At 45.1% G+C, this 18,679-nt stretch carries 18 protein-coding genes; 6 read left to right on the forward strand and 12 right to left on the reverse strand.

The window, feature by feature from the left end:
• Nucleotides 1-71: 71 nt before the first annotated feature.
• From sucD to sdhC, 8 genes are all read right to left on the reverse strand, one after another.
• Nucleotides 72-944: a succinate--CoA ligase subunit alpha gene (sucD, locus tag OO778_RS12285; RefSeq protein WP_005382181.1), complete on the reverse strand. Its 873-nt coding sequence runs from the start codon at nucleotides 942-944 to the stop codon at nucleotides 72-74.
• Nucleotides 944-2,110, reverse strand: a complete 1,167-nt coding sequence (gene sucC, locus OO778_RS12290) for an ADP-forming succinate--CoA ligase subunit beta (protein ID WP_005393009.1) — start codon at nucleotides 2,108-2,110, stop codon at nucleotides 944-946. The genes sucD and sucC overlap by 1 nt, the downstream gene beginning before the upstream one ends.
• A 213-nt stretch (nucleotides 2,111-2,323) precedes the next feature.
• Nucleotides 2,324-3,532 (reverse strand): 2-oxoglutarate dehydrogenase complex dihydrolipoyllysine-residue succinyltransferase, encoded by a 1,209-nt coding sequence (gene odhB / locus OO778_RS12295; RefSeq protein ID WP_005393012.1) that lies wholly within the window; start codon nucleotides 3,530-3,532, stop codon nucleotides 2,324-2,326.
• A gap of 28 nt (nucleotides 3,533-3,560) precedes the next feature.
• The gene (gene sucA / locus OO778_RS12300; RefSeq protein WP_005393014.1) at nucleotides 3,561-6,386 is read right to left on the reverse strand and encodes a 2-oxoglutarate dehydrogenase E1 component; all 2,826 of its coding nucleotides are present in this window, start codon (nucleotides 6,384-6,386) and stop codon (nucleotides 3,561-3,563) included.
• Nucleotides 6,387-6,556: 170 nt separating this feature from the next.
• The gene (locus OO778_RS12305; protein WP_005382174.1) at nucleotides 6,557-7,267 is read right to left on the reverse strand and encodes a succinate dehydrogenase iron-sulfur subunit; all 711 of its coding nucleotides are present in this window, start codon (nucleotides 7,265-7,267) and stop codon (nucleotides 6,557-6,559) included.
• Between the two features lie 15 nt (nucleotides 7,268-7,282).
• Nucleotides 7,283-9,049, reverse strand: a complete 1,767-nt coding sequence (sdhA, locus tag OO778_RS12310) for a succinate dehydrogenase flavoprotein subunit (RefSeq protein WP_005393016.1) — start codon at nucleotides 9,047-9,049, stop codon at nucleotides 7,283-7,285.
• The gene (gene sdhD / locus OO778_RS12315) at nucleotides 9,050-9,394 is read right to left on the reverse strand and encodes a succinate dehydrogenase, hydrophobic membrane anchor protein (protein ID WP_005382169.1); all 345 of its coding nucleotides are present in this window, start codon (nucleotides 9,392-9,394) and stop codon (nucleotides 9,050-9,052) included.
• The gene (gene sdhC, locus OO778_RS12320; protein ID WP_017634811.1) at nucleotides 9,388-9,780 is read right to left on the reverse strand and encodes a succinate dehydrogenase cytochrome b556 subunit; all 393 of its coding nucleotides are present in this window, start codon (nucleotides 9,778-9,780) and stop codon (nucleotides 9,388-9,390) included. The genes sdhD and sdhC overlap by 7 nt, the downstream gene beginning before the upstream one ends.
• A gap of 396 nt (nucleotides 9,781-10,176) precedes the next feature.
• Between sdhC and OO778_RS12325 the strand changes: the two genes are divergently transcribed.
• Complete coding sequence (locus OO778_RS12325; protein WP_005382163.1) at nucleotides 10,177-11,466, forward strand: citrate synthase; 1,290 nt, start codon at nucleotides 10,177-10,179, stop codon at nucleotides 11,464-11,466.
• A gap of 87 nt (nucleotides 11,467-11,553) precedes the next feature.
• On the opposite strand, the gene OO778_RS12330 is transcribed toward OO778_RS12325, so the two are convergent.
• Nucleotides 11,554-12,312 (reverse strand): Nif3-like dinuclear metal center hexameric protein, encoded by a 759-nt coding sequence (locus OO778_RS12330; protein WP_005393019.1) that lies wholly within the window; start codon nucleotides 12,310-12,312, stop codon nucleotides 11,554-11,556.
• 232 nt (nucleotides 12,313-12,544) lie between these two features.
• Here OO778_RS12330 and OO778_RS12335 point away from each other — a divergent pair, with 232 nt between their 5' ends.
• Entirely contained in the window at nucleotides 12,545-13,318 is a 774-nt protein-coding gene (locus OO778_RS12335; protein WP_258620965.1) for a DUF1853 family protein, read from the forward strand.
• A 62-nt stretch (nucleotides 13,319-13,380) separates the two neighbouring features.
• Here the strand turns inward: OO778_RS12335 and pgm are convergent, their stop codons facing one another.
• Together pgm and seqA are read right to left on the reverse strand one after the other, a co-directional pair.
• Complete coding sequence (gene pgm, locus OO778_RS12340; RefSeq protein WP_264909927.1) at nucleotides 13,381-15,027, reverse strand: phosphoglucomutase (alpha-D-glucose-1,6-bisphosphate-dependent); 1,647 nt, start codon at nucleotides 15,025-15,027, stop codon at nucleotides 13,381-13,383.
• Nucleotides 15,028-15,119: 92 nt separating this feature from the next.
• Complete coding sequence (seqA, locus tag OO778_RS12345) at nucleotides 15,120-15,662, reverse strand: replication initiation negative regulator SeqA (RefSeq protein ID WP_005393026.1); 543 nt, start codon at nucleotides 15,660-15,662, stop codon at nucleotides 15,120-15,122.
• 92 nt (nucleotides 15,663-15,754) lie between these two features.
• On the opposite strand from seqA, the gene OO778_RS12350 reads away from it, so the two are divergent.
• The 3 genes from OO778_RS12350 to fldA all read left to right on the forward strand — a co-directional run bounded on the left by OO778_RS12350 (nucleotide 15,755) and on the right by fldA (nucleotide 17,438).
• The gene (locus OO778_RS12350) at nucleotides 15,755-16,522 is read left to right on the forward strand and encodes an alpha/beta fold hydrolase (RefSeq protein ID WP_046874257.1); all 768 of its coding nucleotides are present in this window, start codon (nucleotides 15,755-15,757) and stop codon (nucleotides 16,520-16,522) included.
• Nucleotides 16,523-16,634: 112 nt separating this feature from the next.
• Complete coding sequence (locus OO778_RS12355; RefSeq protein ID WP_005393038.1) at nucleotides 16,635-16,856, forward strand: DUF2788 domain-containing protein; 222 nt, start codon at nucleotides 16,635-16,637, stop codon at nucleotides 16,854-16,856.
• Between the two features lie 48 nt (nucleotides 16,857-16,904).
• Entirely contained in the window at nucleotides 16,905-17,438 is a 534-nt protein-coding gene (gene fldA / locus OO778_RS12360; protein ID WP_005393040.1) for a flavodoxin FldA, read from the forward strand.
• A gap of 50 nt (nucleotides 17,439-17,488) precedes the next feature.
• Here fldA and OO778_RS12365 read toward each other — a convergent pair whose 3' ends face one another.
• A complete protein-coding gene (locus OO778_RS12365; RefSeq protein WP_005393042.1) occupies nucleotides 17,489-17,992 on the reverse strand; it encodes a DUF4442 domain-containing protein in 504 nt (167 codons plus the stop codon).
• Nucleotides 17,993-18,192: 200 nt separating this feature from the next.
• Here OO778_RS12365 and fcrX point away from each other — a divergent pair, with 200 nt between their 5' ends.
• Entirely contained in the window at nucleotides 18,193-18,642 is a 450-nt protein-coding gene (gene fcrX / locus OO778_RS12370; protein WP_005382141.1) for a ferric iron uptake transcriptional regulator FcrX, read from the forward strand.
• The last annotated feature ends 37 nt before the right edge of the window (nucleotides 18,643-18,679 follow it).

Genomic DNA, 18,679 nt, shown 5'->3' on the forward strand with positions numbered 1-18,679 from the left:
AAAGTACCTTGATACAAAAAAGCCTAGCAATAATTGCTAGGCTTTTTTAGCTTTAAGCTTCGAGTTGGAAATTACCAGCCCGTTACTTCACGTAGACCTTGGCCGATCTCTGCTAGAGATTTCACAGTCTTAACGCCCGCCGCTTCTAGTGCAGCAAATTTGTCTTCAGCAGTACCTTTACCGCCAGAGATAATCGCACCAGCGTGGCCCATACGTTTACCAGGAGGAGCAGTTACACCAGCAATGTAGGAAACCACTGGCTTCGTTACGTTTTCTTTAATGTATGCTGCTGCTTCTTCTTCTGCAGTACCACCGATTTCACCGATCATAACAATCGCTTCTGTTTCAGGGTCTTCTTGGAACAGTTTTAGAATATCAATGAAGTTTGAACCTGGGATTGGGTCACCACCGATACCAACACAAGTTGACTGGCCGAAACCTTCGTCAGTTGTTTGCTTAACTGCTTCGTAAGTTAGAGTACCGCTGCGAGATACAATACCTACTTTACCTTTCTTGTGGATGTGACCAGGCATGATACCGATCTTACACTCATCAGGAGTGATAACACCCGGACAGTTAGGACCGATCATGCGAACGCCGGTTTCTTCTAGTTTCACTTTCACGTCGATCATATCTGTTGTAGGGATACCTTCCGTGATAGTCACGATTAGCTCGATACCCGCGTCAATCGCTTCTAGGATTGCATCTTTACAGAAAGGTGCTGGTACGTAGATAACTGTCGCTGTTGCACCAGTCGCTTCTACTGCTTCGCGAACTGTGTTGAATACAGGAAGACCTAGGTGAGTTTGGCCACCTTTACCTGGAGACACACCACCAACCATCTGAGTGCCGTATGCGATAGCTTGCTCTGAGTGGAAAGTACCTTGACCACCAGTGAAACCCTGACAGATTACTTTAGTGTCTTTGTTAATTAATACAGACATTATTTAGCCTCCGCAGCAGCAACAACTTTCTGAGCAGCATCCGTTAGCGACTCAGCAGCAATGATATCAACATCAGAATTAGCAAGAACTTCGCGACCTAGGTCAGCGTTAGTACCTTCTAGACGAACAACAACAGGTACGCTTACACCTACTTCTTTAACCGCACCGATAATACCTTCTGCGATCATGTCACAACGTACGATACCACCGAAGATGTTAACAAGTACCGCTTTCACGTTGTCATCTGATAGGATGATCTTGAATGCTTCAGCAACACGCTCTTTCGTCGCGCCGCCACCTACATCTAAGAAGTTAGCTGGCTTGCCGCCGTGTAGGTTTACGATATCCATCGTACCCATTGCTAGGCCAGCACCGTTAACCATACAGCCAACGTTACCGTCTAGTGCTACGTAGTTCAGTTCCCACTGAGCTGCGTGCGCTTCACGCTCATCTTCTTGTGAAGGATCGTGCATTTCACGAAGCTTAGGCTGACGGTAAAGAGCGTTTGAATCGATGTTGATCTTACCATCAAGACATAGCAAGTTACCTTCACCAGTAACCACAAGCGGGTTGATCTCAAGTAGAGCAAGATCGTACTGGGCGAACATAGTGCCAAGACCCATAAAGATCTTAACGAATTGTTTGATTTGGTCGCCTTCAAGACCAAGTTTGAACGCAAGCTCGCGACCTTGGTAAGCTTGTGGGCCTACTAGTGGATCGATTGCTGCTTTGTGGATAAGCTCCGGCGTTTCTTCCGCAACTTTTTCGATTTCCACACCACCTTCTGTTGAAGCCATGAAAACGATCTTACGGCTTGCACGGTCAACAACCGCACCTAGGTATAATTCGTTTGCGATGTTTGAAGCTTCTTCAACAAGGATTTTTGTAACTGGCTGACCGTTAGCGTCAGTTTGGTAAGTCACTAGGTTTTTACCTAACCACTTTTGTGCAAACTCTTTAACGCCTTCTTTTGTATCGTGCAGCTCTACACCGCCCGCTTTACCACGGCCACCAGCGTGAACCTGACATTTAACTACTTTCTTTTCTGTACTGATACGGCCTGCAGCTTCAAAAGCTTCTTGTGGTGTATCACACGCGTAGCCTTCTGGCACAGGCAAACCGAATTCTGCAAACAGCTGTTTGGCTTGGTATTCATGCAAATTCATTTCGATATTCCGTTTGTTTTTCCCTTAAGGGATTTATTATTTCCATAACGCTGCAGTCTTGGCTGCTTGTACGTCTGTAGGGTCTTCTCAAATCAATCCCTCATCACGAGTACTCATGGTGTGGGATTCAAATGAAGGCCAGACGTTGAGCTAGTCTAGCCATTGAAATTTTTAACGTCTAGCTACCTACGATAACTAGACGTTTTAGCGATATTAAACGTCCAATAGGAGACGTGCTGGATCTTCTAGCAACTCTTTAATAGTCACTAGGAAGCCAACAGACTCGCGACCATCAATTAGGCGGTGATCGTAAGACAGCGCTAGGTACATCATCGGTAAGATTTCAACTTTGCCATCCACTGCCATCGGGCGCTCTTGGATCTTATGCATACCAAGAATCGCTGATTGAGGTGGGTTGATGATTGGTGTAGACATTAGTGAACCGAACACACCACCGTTTGTGATAGTGAAGTTACCGCCCATTAGCTCGTCTACCGTTAGCTTGCCATCACGACCTTTGATAGCCAGTTCTTTGATGCCTTTTTCAACATCAGCGAAACCAAGCTTGTCACAGTCTTTTAGGACTGGTGTAACTAGACCACGTGGCGTTGATACCGCCATGCTAATGTCGAAGTAGTTGTGGTAAACAATGTCATCGCCATCAATCGAAGCATTTACTTCTGGGTAACGCTTAAGCGCTTCTGTTACAGCTTTCACGTAGAAAGACATGAAGCCTAAACGAATACCGTGACGCTCTTCGAACTGATCTTTGTACTGTTTACGAAGGTCCATGATTGGTTTCATGTTCACTTCGTTAAACGTCGTTAGCATTGCCGTGTTGTTCTTCGCCTCTAGTAGACGGTTAGCGACTGTCTTACGCAGGCGAGTCATTGGAACACGTTTTTGGCTACGAGCCGCTGCCGGCACGTCAACCACTGCTGGTGCTTCTTCTTTTGGCGCAGCTTTAGCGTTCGCAAGATGCGCTTCAATATCTTCGCGCGTAATACGACCACCAACACCAGTGCCTTTCACTTGGCTTGCTTCTAAGCCATGCTCAGCCAATAAACGACGTACTGCTGGGCTTAGTGCATCATTGCTTTCTTCGCTAAGCGCAGCTTTATGACGTTTATCAGGAGATGCTTCCGTACCTTCTGTTTTGTCTGCGGTAGGCTCACCTGCAACTGCACCTGGCTTCAATTTAGCAATGATTTGTTTAGAAAGTACTGTCGCACCTTCTTCTTCAACGATAGCTTCCAAAACGCCTGCTTCCGGAGCTGGCACTTCTAGAACGACTTTGTCTGTCTCGATGTCAACCAAAACCTCGTCACGCTCTACTGCGTCGCCTGGTTGTTTGTGCCATGTCGCTACGGTTGCATCAGCAACTGATTCAGGTAAATCTGGAACCAGAATTTCAATTGTCATATCTGTTTCTTCCTTTAACTTCTAGTTCTTAATTCGAAGTTTTTGAGTTCACGTTCAGAGCGTCTTCAACCAACGCTTTTTGTTGTTTCAAGTGCACCGACATGTAGCCAACTGCTGGCGAAGCAGAAGCTGGGCGACCTGCGTATTTAAGATCTGCACCTGCAGGAATAGCGGCACGGAAGTTGTGTTGGCTACAGTACCAAGCACCTTGGTTCTGAGGCTCTTCCTGACACCACACGAAGTCTTCAACGTTAGTGTATTGAGCAATCGCTGCTTGTACTTCTTCCATCGGGAATGGATAAAGCTGCTCGATACGCACGATAGCGACATCGTCTTGCTCGTTGTTACGGCGCTGCTCCAGTAGGTCAAAATAAACCTTACCTGAACAGAACACGACGCGTTTTACTTTGCTTGGGTCTAAATCATCTACTTCTGGAATTGCAGATTGGAATGTACCGTCCGCTAAGTCTTCAATTGTCGAAGTACATAGAGGATGGCGCAGCAAAGATTTTGGCGACATCACAATCAGAGGTCGACGCATTGGGCGTACAACTTGACGACGAATCATGTGGTATACTTGAGCCGGTGTTGAAGGAACTACAACCTGCATATTTTGCTCAGCACACAACTGAAGGTAACGCTCTAGACGTGCAGAGGAGTGCTCGGGGCCTTGACCTTCGTAACCGTGAGGTAGAAGCATTGTGAGACCACACAAGCGTGCCCATTTCTGCTCACCTGACGAGATGAATTGGTCAATCACAACCTGCGCGCCGTTGGCAAAGTCACCAAACTGCGCTTCCCAAATAGTCAAACCACCTGGCTCTGCTGTTGCGTAACCGTATTCAAATGCCAATACCGCTTCTTCTGACAGTACTGAGTCAAACACTTGGAATGGACCCTGATTGTCATGAATATTCGCTAATGGAATGTACGTACTTGCATCTGTTTGGTTATGAAGAACCGAGTGACGGTGGAAGAAAGTACCACGACCCGAATCCTGACCAGAAAGGCGAATTCGCTTACCATCATCAACTAATGTTGCATACGCCAATGTTTCGGCCATACCCCAGTCGATTGCTTTTTCACCGGTCATCATTGCTAGGCGATCGTTGTAAAGCTTATTAACACGGCTTTGCAGTTTATGGCTTTCTGGATACTGACAAAGACGATTACCCAACTCGATAAGACGCGTCTTGTCATATTTTGAATCCCACTCCATATCCCATTCATGCCCTAAGTAAGGGGACCAGTCTACAGAGTGCAACGCCATTGGACGCCATTCTTTAACCACCACTTCACCGCGGTCTAATGCGTCGCGGTACTCATTGACTAACTGAGTCGCTGTCTCGATATCTGATTCGTTTTTATCGATCAGAATATCCGCATACAATTTGCGTGGTGTAGGGTGTTTTTTGATTTTTTGGTACATCAAAGGCTGAGTCGCGTTTGGCTCATCGGCCTCGTTGTGACCATGGCGACGGTAACACACCAAATCAATCACGACATCGCGCTTGAACTCGTTGCGGTAATCCAAAGCAATACGAGTAACAAAAGCAACCGCTTCTGGGTCATCGGCATTCACGTGGAAAATTGGCGCCTGAACCATCTTCGCGATATCTGTACAGTACATCGTTGAACGCGTGTCACGAGGGTTAGACGTCGTAAAGCCAACTTGGTTGTTAATAACGATACGCACCGTACCACCGACTTGGAAACCACGAGCCAGTGACATGTTGAACGTTTCGGCAACCACACCCTGACCAGCGATTGCAGAGTCACCGTGGATAGTGATAGGAAGCACTTTGCTACCTTGATTGTCACCCAAGCGATCTTGACGTGCTCGCACCGACCCCATGACTACTGGGTTGACGATTTCTAGATGCGATGGGTTAAATGCAAGAGCTAAGTGAACATCACCACCTGGGGTAGCAAAGTCGGCAGAGAAGCCTTGGTGATATTTCACATCACCCGTGCCCCAAGTTTCGTCGTGTTTACCGGCAAACTCATCGAACAGATCTTGAGGCTTCTTACCAAGCACGTTCACCAGCATGTTCAAACGACCACGGTGAGCCATACCGATAACCACTTCACGCATCCCACTTGTTCCTGCATGACGGATCAACTCTTTCGTCATCGGAATCAGTGCGTCACCACCTTCTAGAGAGAAACGTTTTGCACCTGGGAATTTCGCCCCGAGGTAACGCTCCAAACCTTCAGCGGCTGTTAGCTCTTCTAGGAATGTGCGCTTCTCATCTTTGTTGAATGATGGCTGGCCTACGACAGACTCAAGACGTTGTTGGATCCAACGTTTTTGCTCTGTGTCAGTCATGTGCATGTATTCAGCACCGATGGAACCGCAGTAAGTTTTGTTGAGGGCTTCATAGATGTCTTTCAACTTCATGGTTTCTTGCCCAACAGCAAAAGAACCTACGTTGAAAGTTTCTTCGAAGTCATCTTCGGTAAGATTATGAAAAGCAGGGTCTAACTCCGCCACGGTTGGGCGTTGCCATAGACCTAGTGGGTCTAATTCTGCAGCTTCATGTCCGCGGAAACGGTATGCGTTGATTAGCTGTAGAACTTTTACTTGTTTTGCATCGACATCTGGGTCACTAACTTGGACATTGTAATGCTTTGTTTCTCTAGCGAGTCGACGGAAGTAGTCACGGACACGTGAATGTGGTTGTTCTGCCACTTCTTCTGACGGCTTAGGTAAGCCTTCAAAAACACGTTTCCACTCCTCACTTACCAGATCGGGATCACTTAGATACAGTTCGTAGAGGTCCTCTACATACGTTGCATTGGCGCCAGCCAAGTGTGAAGACTCGAGCCATGCCTTCATCACGCCGTTGTGCATATTTTCCCTTAACCAGTAGTTTTCACGTTTGCTTCGGTCTTTGCCGAGCTATAAGAGCCGACCAGAACTAGTCGGCAATTTTTGTATTCTTTACTCGAAATATTCTTGAAGCAGTGAAGCGGTCATATCGGGTGATCCGCAACACTGCGACATTCCTAAGAGCGAGTAAATTAAACCGAGCGATTAACCAGCATCGACTTAATATGGCCGATGGCTTTCGTCGGATTTAATCCCTTAGGACAAACACTTACACAATTCATGATGCCATGGCAACGAAAAACGCTAAATGCATCATCAAGATCAGACAAACGTTCATCTGTTGCCGTATCGCGACTATCAATTAGCCAACGGTACGCTGCAAGAAGACCAGCTGGACCGATGAATTTGTCAGGGTTCCACCAGAATGATGGGCAAGACGTTGTACAACATGCACACATGATACATTCGTACAATCCATCTAAATGCGCACGATCATCAGGCGATTGTAGGTTCTCGCGTGATGGTGGTAATGCACCATCATCAATCAAGAATGGTTTAACTTTCGCATAGTTATCATAGAACTGCGTCATGTCAACGATAAGATCGCGCACGACAGGTAACCCTGGCAGTGGACGAATAACTATCTTATCGCCTTGTAGAGCAGATAACGGTGTGATACACGCTAGACCATTTTTACCATTCATGTTCAAACCATCAGAACCACATACCCCTTCACGGCATGAGCGACGGAACGCGATGCTTGGATCTTGCTCTTTTAGCAGAATCAATGCATCAAGCACCATCATGTCTGAGCCTTCGTCTACCTCAAGGGTATACTCTTTCATGTAAGGCTTGGTATCCACATCCGGATTGTAACGGTATAAAGAGAAGTTCAATTTCATAGTCGTATCCTCCCTTTAGTATGTACGTACTTTCGGCGGGAAAGCTTCACGATGCGTTGGCGTCATGTTCACATCACGCTTAGTCATCGCTTCTGTTTCCGGGTTGTAGATAGAGTGGCATAGCCAGTTCTCATCATCACGCTCAGGGAAATCGAAACGAGCATGTGCACCACGGCTTTCAGTACGGTAGTTCGCCGCTACGGCTGTAGAGAATGCTGTTTCCATCAAGTTGTCTAACTCTAGACACTCAATACGTTGCGTGTTGAATTCAGAAGACTTGTCCGCTAGATGCGCATCTTTCAGACGTTCGCGAATTACTTTCAACTCTTCTAGACCCGTTGCCATTGCATCGCCTTCACGGAATACCGAGAAGCTGTTTTGCATGCAAGCTTGTAGGTCTTTACGGATTTGAACTGGATCTTCACCGCCAGTACTATTTTCCCAACGCATGGTACGCGCTAGAGATGCTTCTATATCAGATTCAGTTGCAGGGCGTGCCTCAGCTTGCGCTGCGAGCGTTTCGCCAAGATGCAAGCCAGTCGCGCGACCAAATACGACTAAGTCTAGTAATGAATTGCCGCCTAGACGGTTTGCTCCGTGTACTGATACAGAAGCAATCTCACCACATGCATATAGACCTTGTACTTCCATCTCGCTGCCGTCAGCCTTTTGCTTGATTGCTTGGCCAGACACTTGAGTTGGTACACCACCCATCATGTAGTGACAGGTTGGAATTACTGGAATTGGCTCTTTCACTGGATCAACGTGCGCGAAAGTACGAGACAGCTCACAGATACCAGGCAGACGTGACTCAAGCACTTCTTTACCAAGGTGATCCAACTTCAGCTTAATGTGTGGACCCCAAGGACCATCACAACCACGGCCTTCACGAATTTCGATCATCATTGAACGTGCAACTACGTCACGACCTGCAAGGTCTTTCGCGTTAGGAGCATAGCGCTCCATGAAGCGTTCGCCATCTTTATTTAGAAGGTAACCACCTTCACCACGACAACCTTCTGTTACAAGAACACCTGCACCAGCGATACCCGTTGGGTGGAACTGCCACATTTCCATGTCTTGCATAGGTACACCCGCACGCAATGCCATACCTACACCGTCACCAGTGTTGATGTGTGCGTTAGTGGTCGACGCGTAAATACGACCTGCACCACCTGTTGCTAGAATCGTTGCTTTCGATTTGAAGTAACAAATCTCGCCTGTTTCCATACAAATCGCAGTACAGCCCATTACGGCGCCGTCTTGGTTTTTCACCAAGTCTAGTGCATACCATTCCGAGAAAATGGTGGTTTTGTGTTTCACATTTTGTTGGTAAAGCGTATGCAGAAGCGCGTGACCTGTACGGTCCGCAGCTGCTGCTGTACGTGCAGCTTGCTCACCACCAAATTCTTTTGACTGACCACCGAATGGACGTTGGTAGATAGTACCGTTATCAAAACGAGAGAATGGAAGACCCATTTTTTCTAGTTCGATAACGGACTCAGGGCCATTTTTACACATGTATTCAATCGCGTTCTGGTCACCGATGTAATCGGAACCTTTAACGGTATCATACATGTGCCATTGCCAATCGTCTTTGTGCGAGTTACCCAGAGCAACGGTAATACCGCCCTGTGCAGACACAGTATGAGAACGTGTTGGAAATACTTTTGACAACAAAGCACATGATAGGCCTTGTTCTGAAATTTGTAGTGCAGCGCGCATACCTGCACCACCAGCGCCGATTACTACGGCGTCAAACTCACGAACTGGAATAGACACTTACGCACCCCACAGAATAAATAGACCAGAGAAGACATAGCCGAATAGCACGGCAATAACACCAAGTTGCAGTGCGCCACGAAGTTTCGCGCACTTAATGTAATCCGTTAATACCTGCCATAAACCGACCCATGCGTGGATCAGGATCGAGACAAGTGCCAACATGGTGAATACTTTAGTGAAGGTACCACCAAAGAATTGGGTCCAAGATGCGTAAGAGATATCTGAAAATGCACAGAAGCTAATCAGATAAATCGTGTATAGCGTCATAATGATTGCAGTTGCACGAATCAGTAGGAAATCGTGTACACCATTACGACCAAATGAAGATACGTGTTTTACCATACCAAGATCCCCGCCAATAATGATAATACTGCTGTTGCACCAAACGCGACTTTAGCGCTCATCGTGCCGGAATCTAGCTCTTCAAAGTGACCTAGATCCATCAACAAGTGACGGATACCACCTGCAATGTGGTAGGCAAGTGCAGTAAGAATTCCCCACAGGATGAATTTTACGAAGAAGCTATCGACGATGTCAGCGGCTTCCATAAAACCCATTGGGGATGACAGAGAAATGGACAGTAACCACAGTAGTATACCCACCGCAACAAACGTAATTACCCCAGACACACGGTGTAGGATGGATGCGATTGCTGTGATAGGAAAGTGGATGGTCTGTAAATCTAAATTAACAGGTCTTGACTTTCTTTCTTTCACGGGCTTGCTCACTCAGCTCCATTGAGCATTTATTGTTATAACCAATTTCAGCTTCCAAACGTACAAAAGTTAACATCTATTTAACAAATATCGCGAGTAACCACCCAGATAATTGTAAACAACTTGTTAACAATCGGAGTCCAGCAACAAACCTCACTCTTTGTTTCTAGCCCCGAATTTATAAGGATTTAACTAAAATTTTCTTAGCCAATATACGGCGAGCAACATTCTAATACAATTGGTGTAACAAATTATGCTACATAGAACAGATTTTTAACGATTTTCATGAGAAAAATCATAACAAGTGCACACAAAGATGGAGAAAAATTGACTTTAAGCTTTAACAACAGTACAAAAATGGCACATAAACATCCTGGACGGATTAAATAATAAACAAAGGAGATTGTTATGGCGGATAAGAAAGCGACCCTTCATGTTGAAGGTCAAGCGCCAATCGAACTGCCAATTATGGACGGTACGCTAGGTACACCTGTAATTGACGTTCGTAAGCTGGGAGCCAATGGTTACTTTACTTTTGACCCAGGTTTTCTTGCCACTGCATCTTGTGAATCATCAATCACGTACATCGATGGCGGCAAAGGTATTCTTTTGCACCGCGGTTTCCCGATTGATCAATTAGCCAATAACGCAGATTACTTAGAAGTATGTTACATCCTTCTTTATGGTGAAGCCCCTACCCGAGAACAATACGAGCAATTCAAGACGACCGTAACGCGTCATACTATGGTCCACGAACAAATCGCAAGCTTTTTCCATGGCTTCCGACGTGATGCTCACCCAATGGCAGTAATGTGTGGTGTAGTCGGTGCACTTGCAGCCTTCTACCACGACTCTCTTGACATCAACAACGACGAGCACCGCGAGATCGCGGCGTACCGTCTGCTATCGAAGATGCCGACACTGGCTGCAATGTGTTACAAATACTCTATCGGTCAGCCATTTATCTACCCACGCAACGATTTGAGCTACGCAGAAAACTTCCTACACATGATGTTCGCAAACCCTTGCGAAGAGTATGAAGTAAACCCTGTCGTTGCTCGTGCAATGGATAAAATCTTCACGCTACACGCGGATCATGAACAGAATGCGTCGACGTCAACTGTACGTCTAGCTGGCTCTTCTGGTGCTAACCCATTTGCATGTATTGCCGCTGGTATTGCATCACTTTGGGGACCTGCTCACGGTGGTGCAAACGAAGCGTGCTTGAGAATGCTAGAAGAGATTGGCAGCGTCGATAACATCCCTGAGTATGTAGACCGCGCGAAAGACAAAGATGACCCATTCCGCTTAATGGGCTTTGGTCACCGCGTTTATAAAAACTACGATCCACGTGCGACAGTAATGCGCGAAACGTGTCATGAAGTTCTCAAAGAGCTAAACATTCAAGACCCTCTACTAGATGTAGCAATGGAACTTGAGCGCATTGCGCTTTCTGATGAGTACTTCGTTTCTAAGAAGCTGTACCCGAACGTAGACTTCTACTCAGGTATCATTCTTAAAGCGATTGGTATTCCAGTTTCTATGTTTACGGTTATCTTCGCGATTTCTCGTACCATCGGCTGGATTGCTCACTGGAACGAAATGCACAGCGATCCACTGAACCGCATCGGTCGTCCTCGTCAGCTATACACTGGTGAGACACAGCGTGAGTTTTCTCCACTTCACGAACGTGAATGATCTTTTTAGTTAGAAGATAAACAAAAGGGTTGAGGTTTTGTCTCAACCCTTTTTCTTTTCAGCGTCTCACGTTATGAATAGCGAACACTAAACCGGATTATCAATATCGATAAACTCCACATGTAGGCCGTATTCATCCGCTAGCCATTTTCCTAAAGCCTGAACACCATAACGCTCAGTAGCATGATGACCTGCAGCAAAGTAATGAATGTCCATTTCTCGCGCAGTATAGGTTGTACGCTCAGAAATTTCGCCAGAGATAAACGCATCTAATCCGTGTTGTACAGCAAGCTCAATAAAATCCTGCCCTCCACCAGTGCACCAACCGACCGTCTCAATCATCTTATCGGTATTCTCTGGAGCAATATGCAGTGGTTCTCTATCAAGAACTTGATTGATCTTGCTCGCAAACTCAGCACCAGACATCGGTTTTTTCAAGCGTCCAAACATGGCTACTGATTGAGGATGTCCTTCAAGCCCACCTTCTACTTCTATTTCAAGTAAGCGAGCTAATTCGGCGTTGTTGCCTAGCTCTGGGTGAATATCCAGAGGAAGGTGATAACCATATAAGTTGATATCGTTTTTGATCAGACTACGAATTCGTTTACCTTTCATACCACGAATTGGCTCAGGTTCACCTTTCCAAAAATAACCGTGATGAACGAGTAATGCGTCTGCATTAAGCTCAATCGCTTTATCGATTAAGGCTTGGGAGGCAGTTACGCCAGTGATAATACGCTTTACGGCTGGCGTCCCTTCTACCTGTAACCCGTTTGGTGCGTAATCTTTAATTAACTGCGGTGACAGTTTGTCATTAAGAATCTGTTCTAGCTTTAAGTTATTCATTATTACTTCCAATTTCTAGCGCATGTAAACCTAAATAACCTCTCGATGAAATCAGACCGAGAGTGTGCAACCTAGTTGATACAACAACGTTTTGACATCTGGCACCTTGATATCATTTAGGTACTTAAAGTGTATCTCGAACCCTAATATCGATGCTAGCCACCCTACCCTCAAAAGCAAATTTAGTTACAATAACAAAGCTTGTCGCCTCACCATACATATAGGGATACGGATGAACCAACTGCAACGCTTTTACCAATGGATCGCCACTTCACCTCCTCTTTTCAAGTTACGCCCTCCGTTTGCAACCTTAGAGGATCTTACGGTAACGCCTTTAAAGAACACTGAGCAATACAATGGTAATCCAAGATTGGGCTTTTTATATCAGCACTTATGCACTGCAGTTCTCTCTAGTTCAGAACGATATCAGGTTATCGCGGAAGAGGTTCAGTTAAACGACATCGAAGGTAAGACCATTGGTGCTATAGATTTGGTGTTGCGGAATACAGAATCAAATCAAATAGAACACTGGGAAGTGGCGATTAAGTTTTATCTTCTTTATAACGGCGTTTGGTATGGTCCGAATGCTCACGACCAGCTGCATACAAAACTGAATAGAATGCTTACTCATCAGTTGAAAATGAGCGATCGCCCGGAATTTCAAAAAATAATTCCGTTAAACGACGCCCCACAAGAGCATCTATTGATGCAAGGACGACTCTATATTAATCCGTTTACTCCAGAGCCAACTCCTAGCGAGTGCTTGGGTTATGAACTAAATCCAAGTCAGATTAGTGGTTACTGGTGCTACCAGAGCCAATGGGAGTTAATCGGTAAGCCACTTTATCATTTACACAAACCATGCTGGGCGATTGGTACGGACGATTTATCTCAACCCATTGAAAAGCCTTCAGACCGATTTGTACATGCACAAACGGAGGACGGTCAATTCTGGTTTGTGGTACCGGATTCCTGGCCCGGAAACAACTCAGTTCAGGAATCTTAAAACGCAAAAGGGTTGATGCTTGCACATCAACCCTTTGTTTTCTAAATCGACTATTGAATGGTTTACAGGCCGGCAGCTGCAAACACTTGATTAACGATCTCTTGTGCTTCTGCTTCGATTTGTTTTAGGTGCTCTTCACCTTTGAAGCTTTCACAGTAAATCTTGTAGATGTCCTCTGTGCCTGATGGACGAGCAGCAAACCAGCCGTTTGCCGTCGTTACTTTTAGACCACCGATTGCAGCACCATTACCAGGCGCATGCGTTAGACGAGCAGTGATAGCATCACCCGCTAGAGTTTCAGCCGCGACCATTTCTGGTGACAACTTCTTCAGTACGTCTTTTTGAGGGCCATTCGCTACAGCTTGAATACGGTTGTATTTCGACTCACCGTGTTTCGCCGCTAGATCTTCATAGTAATCTTGTGGGTTCTTACCCGTTACCGCAGTGATCTCTGCCGCTAGAAGACATAACAAGATGCCGTCTTTGTCTGTTGACCAAGGCGTGCCATCTTTACGAAGGAATGACGCACCAGCACTTTCTTCGCCGCCGAAACCAAACTTACCAGTGTACAGACCGTCTACAAACCATTTGAAGCCTACTGGTACTTCACATAGCTCACGACCTAGATCCGCCACAACACGGTCAATCAGTGCACTTGATACTAGTGTTTTACCAACCGCTACATCTTTACCCCATGCGTCACGATGGCGGTATAGGTAGTCGATACAAACGGCTAAGAAGTGATTCGGGTTCATCAAACCTTTTGGCGTAACGATACCGTGACGGTCGTAGTCAGGATCGTTACCAAATGCTAGATCGTACTCATCTTTCAATGCCAATAGACCCGCCATTGCGTATGGAGAAGAACAGTCCATACGAACCACACCGTCTTTATCGAGAGACATGAATTGGAAAGAAGGATCAATCGCTTCACTTACTAGCGTTAGGTCTAGGTTGTATGCCTGACCAATTTGACGCCAGTAATCGATGCCGCTGCCACCCAATGGATCTACACCAATCTTCAGGTTTGCTTTTTGGATTGCTTCCATATCGATAACGTTCACTAGGTCATCGATGTATGGCTTCACCAAGTCCATCTCTACAAACAGATCCGATGCTTTTGCTTCTGCTAGTGGTAGGCGTTTCACACCTTGTAAACCTTCAGCGATCAGTTCGTTCGCACGATCTTCGATAGCTTGAGTCAACTCAGCTTCTGCCGGACCACCATGTGTCGGATTGTATTTGATACCGCCATCTTGTGGTGGGTTATGTGATGGGGTAATCACAATACCGTCTGCTTTTTCATCGTGTTTGATGTTGTAAGTCAGAATCGCGTGTGAAATACCCGGTGTTGGCGTGTAACCGTTGTCTTGTTGGACAATGACTTTCACACCGTTTGCAATCAGTACTTCAATCACACTTGAGAAAGCAGGCTCAGATAGCGCATGCGTGTCTTTACCCACAAACAACGGGCCAGTTGTGCCTTGCTCAGAACGAACTTCCGCTACCGCTTGAGCGATCGCTAAAATGTGGTTTTCGTTAAAAGTGTGCTTGTCTGCAGTACCGCGGTGGCCAGAAGTACCAAATTGAACTTTGTGTTCTGCGTTTGCCGCGTCTGGTTGAAGTAAGAAGTAGTTAGCAACGAGTGCTGGGATATTGTGAAGATCTTCCTGCTGCGCTTTTTGCCCAGCACGAGGGTGCATAGCCATGTTTGACATCCTTTCTTTAAATACAAATAAAATTAAAAAAGCCTCATAATATCCGCTCACTGCGACACATTATGAGGCTTCTATCAGGTTTCTTAGATTGAACCTGTTACTTTTTCTATTAAGTCAGGTTGGTACCCCATGTGTGTCATCACTTGTTCAACCATCTGTCTTTTACGACTGGTATTGTTGTTCGTGATAACCCAAAACGGTGTGCCAGGAATGGCTTTTGGCTTGGTCGTGTTGCCATTTGCCAACAAGGTTTCTTCATTATCTGCAAAGTACACGCGTTTGCGTCCCTTTACATTCGTAGCCTGCGCGAAACCTTCTGGATTTAATTTATGTAAGGTCGATAGTACTAACATAAAGCGATCAATCGCTTTTTTTAGACCGGCAAACTCATCAGAAATAAGCAGCGAACGCATTTCTTTCACTACATCAACAGATTCCGTTTTACCCGCATCTTTACTTACTACAATCCCTTGTGGCTTCTCTACTACAGGCGCGGCTTCAGCTTCCTGCAACTGACCATCAAGGTTTAAAAGGCGTCGCAAAATATCCGAGGCGCTTTCACCGATATGCTTAGTTTGGCTAGCAATGTAACGGTATAGATCCTCATCAACCTCAATTGTTTTCATTCGCTTTTCACATTCTCAATGTTTAAACTCTGGGGGATTATAACGAGATCCTCTCGGATACTCCACGTTAAACCCATCACGAATAAGATAAAATGTCAGCATTACTCAACTATAAGCAGGAAGGCCAAGGCCAAACAGTTGTTTTGATTCACGGATTGTTTGGTAGTTTAAGTAATCTGGGCCTACTAGCCCGCGATCTTATTAAAGATCACACGGTGATCAGTATTGATCTGAGAAATCACGGCCTCTCTTTTCACTCAAACATTCATAATTACGCCGACATGGCAAAAGATGTGGCACAACTCCTACAACACTTAAATGTTGATCCATCTATTATTATTGGGCATTCAATGGGTGGAAAGGTCGCGATGACACTGGTGGACATTGCTCCAGAGCTCGTCAAACAGTTGGTTGTGCTCGACATGGCACCTGTCGCCTACACAGCAAACCGTCACGACAATGTGTTTAATGGTTTACACGCCGTAATTAACGAAAAGCCAGCAAGCCGTCAACAAGCGATGGATATCCTAGCTCAACATGTTGAGATCGACGGTGTAAGACAATTTCTCTCTAAGTCACTATACAAAAATGGCGATAAAATGGACTGGCGGTTTAACGTACCGAGCCTTTTTGAGAATTACGCACAAATTATCGGTTGGCAGGAAATAGCCCCAACAGACATACCCACTCTGTTTATTAAAGGTGGTGATTCCGATTACTTAATGCCAGAGCACCAACCTGCGGTGCAAAAACAGTTCAAACAAGCAAAAGCACATATTATCGCTAATACTGGCCACTGGCTTCACGCCGAAAAACCCGCTGAAGTAATGAGAGTCATTCGGAAATACATTTCGAGTTAACAAATTCGAAAAGCAACAATAGATTATTGAAATAACCCTTCTTGTAGTGCATTAACTTTACCGTTTAACAGTGGTATAGTGCGCCCAAGATTTTTCGGCATGAAGGACTAAAATGCTTTACGACTATATGGATATGCTCGAGTCTATTGGGCTCGATCTTCTTTTTGCTGCTATCTTCTTTTTCATCGGGATGGCGATAAAAGATGTGCTAAAGCAAGGCAATGTACCTGTTTTTGGTCGTCGTATTGTATGGTTAGTCCTTTTCCTAGGCTGTGCTGGCTTTATTGCAAAAGGTGTAATTCAGCTAACTTGGGAAGGCTCTGGGTTAGGTTAAACCCTTAGTACCATCGCCAATAACAAACAATGTAAAGGTATAGACTCTATGGCAAGTGTAGGTATCTTCTTCGGTAGCGACACAGGTAATACTGAAGCCGTTGCAAAGATGATTCAAAAGCAACTAGGTAAGCATCTAGTTCACGTTCAAGACATCGCGAAAAGCAGCAAAGAAGACATTGATAACTTCGATCTTCTTCTTCTAGGTATCCCAACTTGGTACTACGGTGAAGCACAATGTGATTGGGATGACTTCTTCCCTGAACTTGAGCAAATCGACTTCTCTACTAAGCTAGTGGCTATCTTTGGCTGTGGCGACCAAGAGGACTACGCAGAATATTTCTGTGACGCGATGGGCACGGTACGTGATATCGTTGAGTCTAAAGGCGGCACAATTCTTGGCCATACTTCAACAGAAGGCTACGAATTTGAAGCGTCTAAAGCACTTGTTGAAGGTGACGACAGCCAATTCGTAGGTCTATGTATCGATGAAGACCGTCAACCGGAACTGACTGACGAACGTGTTGAGAACTGGGTTAAACAGATTTACGAAGAAATGTGTTTAGCTGAGCTTGAAGGCTAAATAAATCGAATTATACAAAGACCTCCGGTTGGAGGTCTTTTTGTATATTTTCACAAAGCATCGGTGAGCACTTCCTCTTCGCGATACTGAGGTTTCTTTCTTACATAAAGCTTGCGTTGAACCTCTGAAACCACATTCCCCTGCTTATCTTTTACATGGGTAATAAATTCAGGAAAACACTTTTCTCCATTCCGTGTCATTTGATAAATGTTTTCTAGCATTCCTTCAGTGACCTCAAATTCTGCAAATAAATCACTTTGCCCTGGCTTAATAAAGTTAATACTCGCCTCTTTATCCCACACGTAATACTCCTCGCGTAGAATCCCCATCAGCATCAACGAGTAAATGGGATCAGTTAAAGAGAAAATACTGCCACCATACTGAGTACGATTGGCGTTTTTATTCCACCAGCGAAGTTTCAAACGCACCTTGACGGTACGAAAGTCTTCAGAAATATGTAAGATTTTAATACCAGCGCCCCAAAAAGGTGGCCAAATATTGAGTGCGAATTTTACAATTCCTGGTTTGTATATCTTCGCAAGTCGCTTATTCATCGCAGTCCGTGCCCTCTCCAAGCTCAATGTTACATAATTGTAACTGGTCAGATCTGTAATATAATCGACCTGTTTCTAATTTACAAAAAGATTCTATTAACCCTTTGAAGTTCGTGGTTTAATGTTCTGAGCGCTTATCCTATAATGGTAGGAAGATTGAATTCTGTTAAATCGCTGCAGATGATCCAACGGGAAAGTATATGTCAGATAATAATCAGGCGCTGAAGGATGCGGGTTTAAAAGTAACCCTTCCAAGGCTAAAAATTCTAGAAGTACTTCAGCAGCCAGACTGCCAGCACATCAGTGCTGAAGATTTGTACAAAAAGTTGATTGATCTAGGTGAAGAGATTGGCCTAGCAACTGTTTACCGAGTTCTAAACCAATTCGATGATGCTGGTATTGTAACTCGTCACCACTTTGAAGGTGGTAAGTCAGTCTTCGAATTATCGACTCAACATCACCACGACCATCTAGTGTGCCTAGACTGTGGTGAGGTAATTGAATTTTCTGACGATCTTATTGAAGAACGTCAAAAAGAGATTGCAGCTAAGTACAATGTCACGCTAACAAACCACAGCTTATACTTGTACGGCAAGTGCAGTGATGGTGGTTGTAAAGACAATCCAGATGCACACAAACCAAAAAAATAACGGTTTGTTGATTTAAAATAAACGTCAGCTCATGCTG

It is taken from the genome of Vibrio sp. STUT-A16, assembly GCF_026000495.1.
Classification (GTDB): Bacteria; Pseudomonadota; Gammaproteobacteria; order Enterobacterales; family Vibrionaceae; genus Vibrio; species Vibrio diabolicus.

Excerpts from the sequence above, each read along its gene's own strand:
- OO778_RS12325 (WP_005382163.1), top strand. The coding sequence starts at position 10,177 with ATGGCGGATAAGAAAGCGACCCTTCATGTTGAAGGTCAAGCGCCAATC.
- pgm (WP_264909927.1), bottom strand. The coding sequence starts at position 15,027 with ATGGCTATGCACCCTCGTGCTGGGCAAAAAGCGCAGCAGGAAGATCTT.
- OO778_RS12350 (WP_046874257.1), top strand. The coding sequence starts at position 15,755 with ATGTCAGCATTACTCAACTATAAGCAGGAAGGCCAAGGCCAAACAGTT.
- OO778_RS12355 (WP_005393038.1), top strand. The coding sequence starts at position 16,635 with ATGCTTTACGACTATATGGATATGCTCGAGTCTATTGGGCTCGATCTT.
- fldA (WP_005393040.1), top strand. The coding sequence starts at position 16,905 with ATGGCAAGTGTAGGTATCTTCTTCGGTAGCGACACAGGTAATACTGAA.
- sucA (WP_005393014.1), bottom strand. The coding sequence starts at position 6,386 with ATGCACAACGGCGTGATGAAGGCATGGCTCGAGTCTTCACACTTGGCT.
- fcrX (WP_005382141.1), top strand. The coding sequence starts at position 18,193 with ATGTCAGATAATAATCAGGCGCTGAAGGATGCGGGTTTAAAAGTAACC.
- OO778_RS12305 (WP_005382174.1), bottom strand. The coding sequence starts at position 7,267 with ATGAAATTGAACTTCTCTTTATACCGTTACAATCCGGATGTGGATACC.
- odhB (WP_005393012.1), bottom strand. The coding sequence starts at position 3,532 with ATGACAATTGAAATTCTGGTTCCAGATTTACCTGAATCAGTTGCTGAT.
- sucD (WP_005382181.1), bottom strand. The coding sequence starts at position 944 with ATGTCTGTATTAATTAACAAAGACACTAAAGTAATCTGTCAGGGTTTC.
- sucC (WP_005393009.1), bottom strand. The coding sequence starts at position 2,110 with ATGAATTTGCATGAATACCAAGCCAAACAGCTGTTTGCAGAATTCGGT.
- sdhD (WP_005382169.1), bottom strand. The coding sequence starts at position 9,394 with ATGGTAAAACACGTATCTTCATTTGGTCGTAATGGTGTACACGATTTC.
- OO778_RS12365 (WP_005393042.1), bottom strand. The coding sequence starts at position 17,992 with ATGAATAAGCGACTTGCGAAGATATACAAACCAGGAATTGTAAAATTC.
- OO778_RS12330 (WP_005393019.1), bottom strand. The coding sequence starts at position 12,312 with ATGAATAACTTAAAGCTAGAACAGATTCTTAATGACAAACTGTCACCG.
- OO778_RS12335 (WP_258620965.1), top strand. The coding sequence starts at position 12,545 with ATGAACCAACTGCAACGCTTTTACCAATGGATCGCCACTTCACCTCCT.
- seqA (WP_005393026.1), bottom strand. The coding sequence starts at position 15,662 with ATGAAAACAATTGAGGTTGATGAGGATCTATACCGTTACATTGCTAGC.